The organism is Treponema sp. R8-4-B8, assembly GCF_054786175.1.
On the sequence record NZ_BDHE01000483.1, the window covers coordinates 21,763 to 36,285 of the forward strand.

At 45.1% G+C, this 14,523-nt stretch carries 12 protein-coding genes; 9 read left to right on the forward strand and 3 right to left on the reverse strand.

Annotated features, from left to right (window positions below):
* The first annotated feature begins 9 nt into the window (after positions 1 to 9).
* The 4 genes from ACYVRA_RS10890 (at position 10) to deoC (ending at position 3,966) form a co-directional block, all read left to right on the forward strand.
* A complete protein-coding gene (locus tag ACYVRA_RS10890) occupies positions 10 to 1,761 on the forward strand; it encodes an NADH-dependent [FeFe] hydrogenase, group A6 (RefSeq protein WP_461252730.1) in 1,752 nt (583 codons plus the stop codon).
* Positions 1,758 to 1,892, forward strand: a complete 135-nt coding sequence (locus ACYVRA_RS10895) for a hypothetical protein (RefSeq protein ID WP_461252731.1) — start codon at positions 1,758 to 1,760, stop codon at positions 1,890 to 1,892. The genes ACYVRA_RS10890 and ACYVRA_RS10895 overlap by 4 nt, the downstream gene beginning before the upstream one ends.
* A gap of 22 nt (positions 1,893 to 1,914) precedes the next feature.
* A complete protein-coding gene (locus ACYVRA_RS10900; protein WP_461252732.1) occupies positions 1,915 to 3,237 on the forward strand; it encodes an NCS2 family permease in 1,323 nt (440 codons plus the stop codon).
* Between the two features lie 66 nt (positions 3,238 to 3,303).
* Complete coding sequence (deoC, locus tag ACYVRA_RS10905; protein WP_461252733.1) at positions 3,304 to 3,966, forward strand: deoxyribose-phosphate aldolase; 663 nt, start codon at positions 3,304 to 3,306, stop codon at positions 3,964 to 3,966.
* Between the two features lie 247 nt (positions 3,967 to 4,213).
* Here the strand turns inward: deoC and ACYVRA_RS10910 are convergent, their stop codons facing one another.
* On the reverse strand, positions 4,214 to 4,627 hold the full coding sequence (locus ACYVRA_RS10910; RefSeq protein ID WP_461252734.1) for a hypothetical protein: 414 nt from the start codon (positions 4,625 to 4,627) through the stop codon (positions 4,214 to 4,216).
* Positions 4,628 to 4,963: 336 nt separating this feature from the next.
* Here ACYVRA_RS10910 and tenpIN point away from each other — a divergent pair, with 336 nt between their 5' ends.
* A complete protein-coding gene (gene tenpIN / locus ACYVRA_RS10915) occupies positions 4,964 to 5,401 on the forward strand; it encodes a type III toxin-antitoxin system TenpIN family toxin (RefSeq protein ID WP_461252735.1) in 438 nt (145 codons plus the stop codon).
* An 84-nt stretch (positions 5,402 to 5,485) separates the two neighbouring features.
* On the opposite strand, the gene ACYVRA_RS10920 is transcribed toward tenpIN, so the two are convergent.
* Positions 5,486 to 6,193: a hypothetical protein gene (locus tag ACYVRA_RS10920; protein ID WP_461252736.1), complete on the reverse strand. Its 708-nt coding sequence runs from the start codon at positions 6,191 to 6,193 to the stop codon at positions 5,486 to 5,488.
* Positions 6,194 to 6,291: 98 nt separating this feature from the next.
* Positions 6,292 to 8,364 carry a leucine-rich repeat domain-containing protein gene (locus ACYVRA_RS10925; protein ID WP_461252737.1) on the reverse strand — a complete coding sequence of 691 codons (2,073 nt, stop codon included), beginning with the start codon at positions 8,362 to 8,364 and terminating at the stop codon, positions 6,292 to 6,294.
* Positions 8,365 to 8,878: 514 nt separating this feature from the next.
* Between ACYVRA_RS10925 and ACYVRA_RS10930 the strand changes: the two genes are divergently transcribed.
* From ACYVRA_RS10930 to ACYVRA_RS10945, 4 genes are all read left to right on the forward strand, one after another.
* Entirely contained in the window at positions 8,879 to 9,451 is a 573-nt protein-coding gene (locus ACYVRA_RS10930) for an Hsp20/alpha crystallin family protein (RefSeq protein WP_461252738.1), read from the forward strand.
* 77 nt (positions 9,452 to 9,528) lie between these two features.
* Positions 9,529 to 12,393 (forward strand): M16 family metallopeptidase, encoded by a 2,865-nt coding sequence (locus tag ACYVRA_RS10935; protein WP_461252739.1) that lies wholly within the window; start codon positions 9,529 to 9,531, stop codon positions 12,391 to 12,393.
* 292 nt (positions 12,394 to 12,685) lie between these two features.
* On the forward strand, positions 12,686 to 13,990 hold the full coding sequence (locus ACYVRA_RS10940; protein WP_461252740.1) for a 3-isopropylmalate dehydratase large subunit: 1,305 nt from the start codon (positions 12,686 to 12,688) through the stop codon (positions 13,988 to 13,990).
* Positions 13,987 to 14,511, forward strand: coding sequence for a 3-isopropylmalate dehydratase small subunit (locus ACYVRA_RS10945; RefSeq protein WP_461252741.1), 525 nt, complete (start codon positions 13,987 to 13,989; stop codon positions 14,509 to 14,511). The genes ACYVRA_RS10940 and ACYVRA_RS10945 overlap by 4 nt, the downstream gene beginning before the upstream one ends.
* Positions 14,512 to 14,523 lie beyond the last annotated feature (12 nt).

Genomic DNA, 14,523 nt, shown 5'->3' on the forward strand with positions numbered 1-14,523 from the left:
GGGGAAAACATGATTAACTTGACAATAAACGGAAAAACGCTTGAAGTGGAACCGGGGACGACGATCCTTCAGGCTGCCGAAATGGTGAATATAAAAATTCCACGGCTGTGTTATAACCCCGATCTTTCGCCGTGGTCGTCATGCGGCATTTGCATTGTGCGTCTCGCGGGTTCCGCCAAAATGGTTCGCGCCTGCTGTACGGCGTGCGAGCCTAACATGAACATTGTTACCCACGACCCTGAAATTATCTCGGTCAGGCGCACTGTTTTGGAGCTTATCCTCTCCAATCACCCCAATGACTGCCTGCAATGCCCTCGCAACCAGTCCTGCGAGCTTCAAAATCTCGCCTCCGAATTCGGGCTTAGGGAAGCGCCTTTCTTAAAAATAAAGAACGATATTCCCGTGGACGATTCCAACCCCGCGATCGTGCTTTGCCCCGAAAAGTGCATCCGTTGCGGCAGATGCGTAAAGGTGTGCCAGGACGTGCAGAACGTATGGGCGCTGGAATTCCTAGGCCGGGGCATACACGGAAAAATCGCCAGCGCGGCGGACGCTCCGTTAGGTGAAAGCCCGTGCATCAAGTGCGGACAGTGCGCCGCGCATTGCCCCGTTGGCGCGATTTATGAAAGAGACGACACGGTAAAGGTGTGGAACGCCCTTCAAGACAAGGAAAAGCACCCGGTCGTGCAAATTGCCCCCGCCGTGCGCGTCGCGTTAGCTGAAGAATTCGGCCTTGAACCGGGTACGGTTTTTACAAAAAAGATATACGCCGCCCTGCGCCGCTTAGGGTTTAAAACGGTCTTTGACACAAACTTTTCAGCCGACCTTACCATCATGGAAGAAGGCTCCGAACTTGTAAAACGCCTGAGCGAAAAAAACAGCGTCATTCCTCTTATAACTTCCTGCTGCCCGGCTTGGGTAGATTATATGGAAAAGTATTACAACGACATGATTCCAAATTTTTCAACCGCGAAATCCCCCCAGCAGATGATGGGCGCGATGATTAAAGCTTACTGGGCGGAAAAAGCCGGAGTTGATCCCGATAAGGTGTATTCGGTATCGGTCATGCCGTGTACTGCGAAGAAGTGGGAAACAAAACGCAATGACGACATGAAGAGCGCAGGCCACGGTTACGATGTTGACATTGTAATTACGACAAGGGAACTCTCGCGGATGATCAAACAGGCGGGAATTGAAATACTGAAGCTTGACGAAGAAGAGGCTGACAATCCGTTAGGGCCGTACACCGGAGCCGGAACAATTTTTGGCGTAACGGGCGGAGTAATGGAAGCGGCGGTCCGCAGCGCTTACTACCTTGTTACAAAAAAGGAACTCCCCGACGTGGACTTTAAACCCGTCCGCGGGCTTGAGGGCGTGAAGGAAGGGGAAGTTGATTTTGGCAACGGGACAAAGATACGAATCGCGGTAGCCCATCAGATGGGAAATATCGCTGCTGTTTTGGACAAGCTCCGCGAGGCGAAAAAAGCCGGTAAAGAGCCGCCATACCACTTTATAGAAGTAATGGCGTGCAGAGGAGGATGTATCGCGGGCGGAGGGCAGCCTTATGGCTGTACGGATGATATTCGCAAACAGCGCACGGGCGGCCTTTACGCCGACGATCAAAAGTCCCAGTACCGCTGTTCGCATCAAAATCCATATATAGGCCAGGTTTACAAGGAATTCCTTGGAGAGCCCGGCGGTCACAAAGCGCATAAGCTGCTCCACACTAAATATGTGGAACGGCCATTGTATGTAAAATGAATGTATCTGCCATTAAAACGGCAGATACATTCACGCTAAACGACATTAAAACGTCGTTTAGCGTAGCGGTTTACGGGCGGCGTAGCCGCCCTACATTCTGCCTTCGGCAGAACGTCGTAAACCGCCATTAACACTATTGAGGAGGAGGAAAAGATGGAGAAACTTTTCAAGTTAAAGGAAAATGGTACAACGTACCAGCGGGAGATCGTAGCGGGTCTTACAACATTTTTAACTATGGCTTACATTCTTGCGGTTAATCCGGGGATATTAAGCGGAAGGTTCGCCGACGCTGAACTGTTTGTGGGCATGCCGTGGGGAGGCATCTTTACAGCGACGGCGCTTGCGGCGGCAATTGCCACTATAGTGATGGCGTTTACGGCTAACTTGCCTATCGCTCTTGCTCCGGGCATGGGGCTTAACGCTTTCTTTGTCTATACGGTAATATTGCACATGGGTTACACTTGGCAAATCGCGCTTACCGCGGTTTTCCTTGAAGGTATCCTGTTTATGGTTCTTTCCTTGTTTAACGTCCGCGAGGCTATTATAAAAGCTATTCCCTCGAATATGAAAAAAGCGGTCGCCGTGGGCATAGGTTTATTTATCGCGCTGATTGGATTCGCGAACGCTAATATTGTCGTCGGCAACTCCGGTACAATTGTAGGGTTAGGCAACATAACTTCAGGAGACGCGCTGTTGGCGCTTATCGGTCTCGCGATTATTATCGTACTGTATGTTTTAAAAGTTCCCGGCGCCATTCTTATCGGTATTCTCGCTACCACGATTATTGGAATACCAATGGGAATTACCCAGCCTTTCGGCGGTTGGTCAGGCTGGAAGCCGTTTGCCGCGCCCGACGCTCCGTTGCTTTTTAAATTTGATTTTACAAAAGTTTTAAGTTTTAATTTCTTTATAGTATTCTTTACATTCCTGTTTGTTGACATTTTTGATACTGTGGGAACATTGGTAGGAGTTACCACTCAGGCCGGCCTTATTGATAAAGACGGCAACATTCCCCGCGTAAAGCAGGCTCTTTTTTCTGACGCGCTTGGCACGTCAGTTGGCGCAGCGCTTGGCACTTCAACGGTTACAAGTTACATTGAAAGCAGCGCGGGTGTCGCCGCTGGAGGACGCACGGGACTTACAAGCCTTGTTACGGCGATTATGTTCCTGTTGGCATTGTTCCTATCGCCCCTGTTCCTCCTGATTCCAAACGCGGCTACGGCTCCGGCTTTGATTTTTGTCGGCTTCCTCATGGTACAGCCAGTAACAACAATTGATTTTAAGGATCCAACCGAAGGCATTCCCGCGTTCATCGCGATTGTGATGATGCCTTTCGCGTACAGCATCGCTGAAGGTATCGTATACGGAGTTCTCTCCTATGTGATTCTTAAAGTTGTGACCGGAAAATTAAAGGACATTACCGTAGTGACATGGGTACTTTTTGTAGTATTCATTTTAAGGTACTTCCTGCGTTAGAGAGTGTAATTGATGTTTGCCTGACCACTCTGGAGTGGTCAGGTCAAAACAAATAGGAGAAGTAAAATGACTAATGAAGAGATTTTATCTAAGATAGATCATACGCTCCTAAAGATGACTTCTTCATGGGAAGAAATAAAAGTACTGTGCGATGAGGCGGTTAAATTTAAAACCGCTTCCGTATGCGTTCCGCCTTCTTATGTAAACCCAATTCATAATGAATTTAAAAACTTGAATATCTGCACCGTCATCGGCTTTCCTCTTGGCTATTCAATAACCGCAGCGAAAGTTCTGGAAGCCGAACGCGCTATTCTAAGCGGCGCGAATGAAATCGACATGGTGATAAATGTCGGCGATGTAAAAAATAAGCGCTTTGATTTTACTCTTGAAGAAATCAAGCTTATTAAAAAAGCTTGCGGCGAAAAAATATTAAAAGTGATAATAGAAACCTGCTATTTAACGGAAGACGAAAAAATCCGCCTATGCGAAATTGTTACCGAAGCCGGCGCTGACTTTATCAAGACTTCTACCGGTTTTGGGACCGCAGGCGCGACTCTGGCGGACGTGCGGCTTTTTAAAAATCACATCGGCGCGAGAGTAAAAATAAAAGCCGCTGGCGGCGTAAAAACGCGCGAAGACTTGGAAGCCTTCATAAACGCTGGAGCCGCGCGGATAGGCACAAGCTCCGCCGTAAAACTTTTAGCGGGCGGAACCGCCGCTGGTTATTAGTACTACTCTGTAACAACTAAAACATTATTCACAAATTTTGATTTTTTCGAGAAGATTTCACACAAAGATCACTAAGGAAGAGAAGGACACAAAGAGGAATCAGGGGTTTTTGTCCGAAGCATAAGCTTGAGCCTCACTATAAGATTACGGACAATAACCCTAATCCCCTTTGTGATCTTTGTACCTTTGTGTCCTTTGTGTGAACTCTTCTAGAAAAATCCAAAAAGTGGCGTCAGACAAAACGCGTTTACTTGGCGGCTTCCAGCATACCAATTTCAGAAAAGATTTGTTCTACGCCGGGATGGTTACGAAAAAGCCGTACCTTGCCGTCGTCCAGCGACCATTCGCCGTATCCGGCTTTACCGTCCGGCGTCATAACTATTTGATATTCAAACGCCAACCGCCTTTCCGCTGGCGGCAAACTTTGCAGCTTTTCCAAAATGTACCCATCGTCCGGCATCGCGTAGGTTCGGGTATTGCCTTCGTAGTTGACTATGCCCTCCAACGTAAATTCCGCGGTCGTATCCGTCGCGTCTTTTGCCAATTTGTATTGAATGTCAATACGCAAAGCATCCGGAAACGTGGTAAACATCAATTTGCCCGTCTCCTTGTTGAAAATGTCTTTGACTGCCTTTTTCTCTGTTTGGTTATTTTCATCCATGTTTCGTACCAAAACTCCGCGGTTATTTTCTTATTAACTTAACATATACGGTGGCCGCCTGTCAAACGACAATATGAGAAAGCGGTGTGTCAGACACGCGGCGCGTACCAAGAAGTACGAGGGAAGATTTAGATATTACAGAGATTTTTCTTGACATTACATGGATAATAATGTATTTTTGTAATATGAAGTGATTGTAGAACGCAATCACGTTAATCAAAAGAAAGTTCGATCGGTGAAGTGATTGTAGGGCGCAATCACGTTAATCAAAAAAAAGCCCTATTTTTTACGCCCTTGCGGGCGTTTTTTTTAAGGATAATCATGGAATTTCACCGTTTGAGCGCCACTTTTTATTCACAATTCGGTCAGTTTGAAGAAATTCTAAAAAAAGAAGAACGACCATATTATGTGTTACTTCTTGAAATAGACGGGCTTACCTATGCTATCCCGCTTCGTTCCCATATTACGCACCCATATTGTTTCATTGCGGACAATTCTTCCGGTCAAAACAACGGTCTTGACTACTCTAAAGCCGTGGTAATTATCGATTCATCTAAATATATTGATCCTGCCCCTGTTACAATCCGTCAGCATGAATATAATATTTACAAACAGCGGGAACACCTTATCAGAAAACAATTTTCATCTTATGTGGCAATGTATAAAAAAGAAATCCGCCGCCGCTTAAAAAACCCGACCCTTCCGGTTTCCGCATTCTGCCGTTATGCTTCATTAAAATATTTTCACAGAGAACTTGGTCTTGATAAATCATAGGATGTATGTTTGCGTGTCCCCCTGTAGGGCAGAGTATATACGAGAATTCGGCAGCAGGCACTATTGCGTGACTCTCTGTCGCGTTTACTGCTTTCTCCAAAGGTACCCACTTGCGTCTTTAATGGTATTTGAATCTATAGTTACAAATTTATAATTATCGCTAGTGCTGTTGACAGGCATATAAGTCGCGTATACCATTCTTTCTGAAATTGTATATGACCATTTAAAGCGGTCTTTGCCGCTGTTTGCGCTTCCGTCAAGCGCGCAAGTGCCATCGCTGTCAAAAGTCCAGTAGAAGCGAGCGCCGCCAACGGTCGCGCTATATGTGCCTGAAACAGGATAATAACTGCCGTCTTTAAGAAACGTAATAGGAAAATTATTCGAATTGCCGATAGACGCGAGCGTAAGAGTATTTGAATCGTAAATATTAAAAGTGAAATTCTTAATAGTTACTTTATTGTCTGATACCGCGTATGCGCCTGTTTCTGTACCCAGGGAATTAGTTAATGTATAAGAACCGTCGCTGTTAAATTGAATTTGATATTCATTATATTCAAACTCGCGATAGTACATACCCGATAAAGCGTTACCTCCTGGGTTATTATTAGCGCCGCCGCCAGTGCCGTCAATATTGGAACCGGTGTCGGTTTTGTCAGGATTGCCGCCGTCTGAGGAACTGTCGCAAGCTGCCGTCAATAACCCGATTGCCAATGTTAGAACGATAAGCCCGAATAATTTACAAGACTTCATTTTTTTACTTTTGCTATCTACAGAAAAACTTGTACTTGTCATAATTTTAATCTCCTTTTAAAAAATATTATACTCCTCAAGACTTTACACTCTACAAAAACGCAATGCCGCTCATCTGCGACATTGCGCTTCACTCTTTCCTACTGTTTCGTCCACGTTCCAAAGTAGCCGGTGTTTGACCTCGTGTACGTTCCTATGCCTCCGGCAAGATACTTATCTCGCAAGTCACCAATGTTAAAAGCATCAGTGATAAAATTCGCCGAAGTAATCGTCCCTTGAAACGTTACGCTCGTCAGGCCGGTGCAACCGTAGAACGCAGAATTGCCGATGCTAGTCACGCTGTCGGGTATCGTTACGCTCGTCAGGCCGGTGCAACCGGTGAACGCAGAATTGCCGATGCTCGTCACGTTGTCCGGTATAACGCTGGTTTTAATGCCCAGTATTAAAATATTGTTGCTTATTTGTATTAAGCAGTTTCCTTCACTTCGGTATACCGAATTGTCGCTTGCTACAGTGATACTCGTCAGGCCGCTGCATCTGGAGAACGCTTCCCTGCGGATGATCGTCACGCTGTCGGGTATCGTTACGCTCGTCAGGCCGCTGCAACCGTAGAACGCAGAATCGCCGATGATCGTCACGCCGTTAGGTATCGTTACGCTCGTCAGGCCGCTGCAACCGAAGAACGCCTCATTGTCGATGCTAGTCACGCTGTCGGGTATAATGCTGGTTTTGATTCCTTGTATTAGCTTATTGTCGCTTATTTGTATTAGGCAGTTCCCTTCGCTCCGATATACCGTATTGCCGCTTGCTACAGTGATGCTCGTCAGGCCGGTGCAACCGGTGAACGCAGGATTGCCGATGCTCGTCACGTTGTTGGGTATCGTTATGCTCGTCAGGCCGGTGCAATCGGTGAACGCAGAATTGCCGATGCTCGTCACGCTGTTAGGTATCGTTATGCTCGTCAAGTCGTTGCAATATGCGAACGCCAAACCGCCGATGCTCGTCACGCTGTCAGGTATCGTTATGCTCGTCAGGCCGGTGCAACCGGTGAACGCAGAATTGCCGATGCTCGTCACGTTGTTGGGTATAATGCTGGTTTTTATACCAAGTATTAACTTGTTGTCGTTTATTTGTATTACGCAGTTTCCTTCGCTTCGGTATACCGTATTGCCGCTTGCTACAGTGATGCTCGTAAGGTCGTTGCAACCGGAGAACACAGTATAGCCGATGCTCGTCACGCTGTCGGGTATTGTTATACCTGTAAGCGTGGGAGTTCCTCTATAATATAATGAAATATAATCTGATGAATATGAATATGAATATGATGAGAAAACAGAATTTGGAATGTTGTTTATTGTACTGCCCGAAAGGTCAAGGTAGACGTATTTTGACGCTCTGTCAAGAGTTGTTTTTAATGTTGAAATATCGTTCACATTCAACACAACGATGTAGGGATTGTCGGCAGTGTTGGCAGGCTTGCTTTGTAAATATGTTTCCAAATCGGCAATGGTTGTAAAGGTTGGAAAAATGATGCTCAAATTATTGGTATTACACGTCAGACTGCCGTATTTTATCTTAATCGGCTTATCATTGTTCGTTACATAATACAATATATCACCTTGCTCAGGTTCGGTGGTTATGCTTTTAATTGGAAAATTTTCAGCAATAACTTCTACTCTCGTACCATTATCGTATGTCAGCGTTATTACAAGTCCCGCTAAATCAAGAGTGTCTTCGTGCGTATAGGTTAGTTTATTCGGCTGTGTTTTAATTTCGATACTGTTAACAAGTCTTGAGTCTGTTGCCGGAAAAATCGCTGTAATAACGCCGGAATTAGCGGCGTTACTTACCGATGTCGCTCCCACAACCGTAAAGAAGTTAGCGGCTACTCCTTCCAGGGTAAAGCCGTCTTTTGCTGTAAGCGTAATGATTGCCGTATATGAAGTTAAAGCGCCAAAAGTGGAGGGATTGTCGTTCCATGTTACGGCTCCTCTGTACTGCTCATTTTCGGTAATGGACGTAATAGGAGTTAAGCCATAAGCCGGAACTATAACGCCTTTTATGGCGGCTATGTTAATGACAGTACCGCTAGGTGGCGGAGTCTCAGGAGTTATAAGAGACACTTTAGTCTCTTCACAACCTGCCAGCGCGAAAATCAACATCGCTGCGAAAGCAATAATCCCGAATAATGAAATTATTCTTTTAACTGTCATAAATAAACCTCCGTTTTTTTTGAGCGTTATTAGTAGTTTTTTAGCTTTTTTTTCAACAAATCTTGTATAGTATTGATAAAAATTAACGGTTTTTATTATAAAACATTATATTATTTTATAATTTTACTTGACAAAGAATGAAATATTGTGATATTATTTTAAAATATTAATGATTATTTTAAATATATATAATGCTCAAAAAAAACGGACGTTTTTTCTATACAATTGCCTGATACCTATCACCCATATCAAAAAAACTAATAATATCGTTGTACCCTGACTAATCGTAAAATCCACGCATAGCTCTCGGACAAGAACCCCCTCTTCCCTCTTTGTGTTCTTTGTACCTTTGTGTCCTTTGTGTGAACTCTTCTCGAAAAAATTTGACTTTTTATAATATCTAATGTAAATTCTAATACAGAGGGCTAAAGCCCAAAAGAATCGCCCGTATGGGGGTTCTAAATTCACCTTGAAGGCCGGGGAAAGGCGAGAGCGTTCCCGGCGAGGAGATTGTATGAAAGGTACAAGAAATTACACGGATCTTGGCAGTATTTTTGACGAGATTTTCGACGCGGCTCAGGAATTTAAGGATCAATTCCACAGGAATTTTAACAACTGTAACGGGGACAATAGGTTCACCAACGGGCCATTTAACTTCGGCAAACAGTTCTTCGACGAAAACACCGATTTTTACCCAAACTATTCCTACCCGCCTATGAATGTTTTCATGACGGAAGACAGGTCGCTGGTCTTTGAATTCGCTTTGGCGGGTTTTGATGAAAAAGACATCAGCCTCTCTTTTCAGGGCGACTACATGGTCTTTTCGGCGCGGATTGACAGTTCCGTAAGCGCTCAAGCCGACAACCCCGCGAGACTTCAAGCGGAGGAAAATGTCCGCTACTTTAAACGCCGCCTTAAAATGAAAGACATCGAAAGACAGAAGTACTTTGCGCCTCTGGACAAATACGCCCAGGAAAAAGTAAAAGCCGTATACAAAAACGGAATCCTTCGCGTAACAATTCCGCCTAAAGACGAACTGGAGCAAACCGACGGAATTAAAATTGAGATAGTGAAAGAAGGCTCATAATTTTTTAGATATGTTTTTCTCAAAGATCAGGTTAGAATAACTCTGTTTTAATTCTCAATTTATTGTATAATATCGGCATGAAAACAAATAGAAAATTTAATCAATTACCGTTAATTTTATGTTCGGTATTACTGACATTCGTTATTCTGACCTGTATATCAATTTCCGCGGCGGATTACGGGAATTTGGGCAAGGGCGAGGATATTATCCCGCTTACAAGCCGTGCTATAACTGGAAAACTTCCAAACGGATTGCGTTATTATATATTGGAGAATTCCCTGCCTGAAAACATGGCGAAGCTCGCGCTTGTCGTAAACGCCGGTTCGGTTTTGGAAAGGGAAGATCAAAGGGGATTGGCGCATTTTGTCGAGCATCTGGCGTTTGACGGAACTAAACGTTTTCCAAATAAAGATATTATTGAATATTTTAGATCATTGGGAATGCGTTTTGGGGCGGACGCCAACGCGTATACGTCTTATGATGAAACGGTTTATCACTTTGATATACCGGTAGAGAATGTCGGGGGAGTAAAAAGCATACCTGACAAGGCGTTAGCTGTTCTTGACGACTGGACATATACGGTAAGTTTTTTAAGCGAAGACGTAACAAACGAAGGCAGAGTCGTTCTTGAGGAATTGCGGACAAGATCGGACGCGATGGACAGGGTGCGTAAAAGACTCTTTCCAATTCTTTTTGCCGGAAGCGCTTACGCCGAGCGCCAGCCAATCGGGCTTGCGGAAATTATCGAGAACGCGACATCAGGGCAGGTAAGGGAATTTTACGAGCGCTGGTATACAAGCGACAATATGGCTCTTGTTTTTATCGGTGATTTTGACGGAAAGAAACTGGAAGCGCAGTTAGCGCAAAAGTTTACAATGCCCCCCGCGAGCAAGCCTGTAAACCGACCGCTAATTGAACTGCCGCCGCCAAGAAACGGCAATTTTAACGTTGAAATTATTACGGACCCCGAGCTTACGTCTACTAACTTTATGATTTATTACAAAATGAAAAAAGGAGCGCGAAAAGGAACTATCGGCTATTATAGGGAAACCTTAATTGATTATTTAATTGATTATATGCTCTCGCTGCGTTTTGAGGAAGCTCACTCCGATCCCAAATCGGCGGCTAACGAATCGTGGGGCGGCGTTTGGAGTTGGGCGCATAACGCGCGTTTTTATTCAATGGGGACGGAGCCTAAAACGGGCATGGCGCGGGACGCGCTTAGGGAACTTTTATTGGAGAAAGAATCCATTAGAAGATTTGGATTTACGGAGAGCGAGCTTGAACTCGCTAAAATGAATACTGTTTCACGCATGGAAAAATTGTTATCTGAAAAGGACAGAACGGAATCGCGAAGGTATTTTAGGGACTTTACCAGTCATTTTTTATATGGCGAGGAAATGCCTGATATCGAATGGGAAGTGAACGCCGTAAACGCCCTGCTTCCAGGCATTGGCTTAAAGGATATTTTGCAAACTGTAAAGGGGTATTATTCCGCGAATGACATAACCGTCTTTTTAATTTCTCCGCAGGCGGAAGCGGAAAATCTTCCCACGCCGAAAGAAATAAAATCAATCTTTAAGGAAACCCAATCCGCTAAAATTACGCGCAAACAGGATAACATGGTTTCAGGAGATTTAATGGACAAAGCGCCAACCGCGGGGGATATAGTATCAGAGAATATTGATTCGGCGACAGGAGCGCATATCATCATTTTGTCAAACGGGGCAAAGGTAATTTTTAAAGAGACCGCGAATAAAAACAACGAAATTGTGTTATACGCGATGGCAAAGGGAGGGACGGCAAACGCGACCGAGAAAACGATTGTTTCCGTAAATCTTCTTTCCGAAATGATAACGGCGTCCGGTCTTGGTCCGTATTCAAGAAATGAGCTTTTAGTAAAACTCGCGGGGAAGCAAGTGTCGGCGTCTTTCTGGAATCATAATTTTATCCGCGGCTTTCAGGGGTCGTCTACAACGGCGGATTTAAAAACGCTTTTTCAGATGATACATCTTTTCTTTACGCAGCCCCGGCTTGATGAAAGGGCTATTTCCGCCATGCTTGATCAGTACAGAACAACGCTTAAACATCAAAATGACGATCCTGAAAGCGTATTCTGGCATGAATTGACAAAAACGCTTTACAATAACCATCCTCTTTTTAAGCCACTTGAGTATGACGATATCGCAAAAGTTTCCATAAAAGACGCGGATGATTTTTTAAGGCAGTGTATTAACCCAGGCGATTATACTTTTGTATTTACAGGCAATGTTAATATTAACGTCATACGTGAACTGTCGTCAGTCTATATCGGTTCTATACCTGTTTCTCAGCCGATGAACAAGTGGAATAATCCGGGGTTAAAACGGCCCGCCGAAGGCAGAAGGACAATTTATAAGGGAAAAGATGATAAGAGCATGGTTTATTTAAGGTGGACTGTGAATGGGCCGGCTGATTTCAGCGAACAGAGAAATCAAACGGCGGCGCTTTTATCCGAATACCTTGAAATAATTTTAAACGATGAAATCCGCGAAAAATTGGGCGGAGTATATTCAATTTCCGCCGGCGTGTCGGTCGATGTGATTCCATACGGCGAATACAGAATAAACGTGTATTTTGTGTGTAATCCTTCCCGCGCCGAAGAATTAATTAACGCGGTACGCGATATTTTAACCGGCCTTACAAAACAGCCCCTTAATCAAGATACGTTTAACAAATCAAAAGAAGCCCTGTTAAAAGAACATGAAAGATCTCTTCAAAGAAATTTGCACATAGCGCAGAGTTATACAAATTCATCTGTTCTTTACAACACGCCTCTTTCAAGGCTTAACTCAAGGGCGGACGCGATAAAAGCGGTTACCGTTCAAAGCGTTCAAACTTTATGCAGGGAGATTCTAGTCTCAGGGCCGGTGCAGGTTGTTTTGTTTCCGGAAAAGCAGTGAGCAGTGAGCAGTGAGCAGTGAGCAGTGAGCAGTGAGCAGTGAGCAGTGAGCAGTGTGCAGTGTGCAGTGAGCAGTGAGCAATTAGCAGTGAGCAATTAGCAGTGAGCAGTGAGCAATGAGTAATGAGTAATTAGCAATGAATAATTAGTAATTAGTGAGGTTCGTAGGTTTAGCGTGGGGCTATTACGATTAATTTACGAACAACAAAATTGCTCACTGCTCACTGCTCACTGCTCACTGTTAAGGCTTGCCGTTATTTGTAAAAATTCGTATAATGCGATTAGGGAAAATTATGGGAAAAACGCTTACTCAAAAAATATTTGAGACTCATACTGTTGATCAGCCGTTTGAAGACGTATTTGTGCTTAGGCTTGACAGGGTATTCTGTCATGAGATTACGACTCCGGCGGCGATAAACGATCTGGTTTCAAAGAAACTCGACAAGGTTTTTGATCCGGCAAAGATTAAGGCGGTGATAGATCATGTGACGCCGGCTAAGGATTCGCAAACCGCGTTGCAGGGAAAAACTCTGCGGGATTGGGCGCGGCGGCATAACATTAAGGACTTTTTTGACATTGGACGTAACGGCGTGTGCCATGCGATTTTTCCCGAAAAGGGATTTGTCCGTCCGGGCTTTACTATTATTATGGGCGACAGCCATACTTGCACGCACGGCGCGTTCGGGGCTTTTGCAGCAGGTGTCGGAACTACTGATCTTGAGGTGGGGATACTGAAAGGCGTTTGCGCTTTCAGAAAGCCGGAAACATTGCGGATCAATCTGCTTGGGGAATTACCGCTGGGCGTTTTTCCTAAGGATGTAATACTCGCCGTCATTTCTAAAATCAGCGTTTCGGGAGCGTCGGGAAAAGTTATGGAATTGCGCGGTCCTGTAATTTCTTCCATGAGCATGGAAGGCAGACTGACAATCTGCAATATGGCGATAGAAGCGGGTGCGACAAGCGGCGTATGTATGCCCGACATGACTACAGTGAATTATCTGTGGCCGTTTATTGGGCCTGGCGGCGATAAAACTTATTCAAGTAAAGAAGAAGCGCTTGCTGATTTCTCAAAATGGACAAGCGATGACGACGCTGAGTATTCCGGCGTTGTCGATATTGACTGCTCAAAGCTGGAGCCGCTTGCTACAGTCGGCTACAAGCCCGATGAGGTAAAACCGATACGGGAACTTGCCGGTATTAAAATTGATCAAGTCTACATCGGCTCTTGCACAAACGGAAGAATTGAAGACCTTCGCGCCGCGGCGAATGTATTGCGCGGAAAAAAAATCGCCGACTCTGTACGCGCGATCATTTCTCCCGCTACCACTGACATTTACGCGCGGGCGCTCAAAGAAGGACTGATACAGATTTTTATTGAGAGCGGCTGCTGCGTGACAAACGCCACTTGCGGAGCGTGTCTTGGAATGTCCAACGGAGTGCTTGCCGAAGGGGAGGTTTGCGCTTCCACTACAAACCGCAATTTTTACGGGCGCATGGGCAAGGGGGGCGCGGTTCATCTCGTTAGTCCCGCTGTCGCGGCGGCTTCCGCAATTGCGGGCGCGATTGCCGCGCCAAGTGATATTGGGAGGCAGTCATGAAAATATTTGGCGGAGAAGTTTTATTTCTTGACCGCGGCGATATTAACACCGATGAAATTATCCCCGCGAAATATTTAACCGCTGATACAAAGGAAGCGTTAAAGCCCCATCTTTTGGAAGACTTAAAAATAAAAAATTTTGATCCAGCAAAAGACATTGCGGGAAAGGGAGCCGTGATGGCGCGGGCAAACTTCGGCTGCGGCTCTTCGCGCGAGCATGCTCCGTGGGCGTTTGAGGTAAACGGGATTAACATCGTTATCGCTGAAAGTTTCGCCCGTATCTTCAGGCAGAATATGTACAACTGCGGCATGATCGCCTGTGAAGTTCCCGCGGACGAGTTGGATAAACTGTTTAAGGAATTCGCCGATGTCAAAACAACGCTGGCTGTTGATACGGACAAGGGCAGTTTGTGTTTTAAAGCGGGCGGAAAAGAAAAAACAGTTTCTTTTACCCTTAAAAATTTTGAAAAAGCTTTGGTAGAAGCCGGCGGCTGGGTCGAGTACGCGGCAAAACACTACTAATAAAGGAGACAA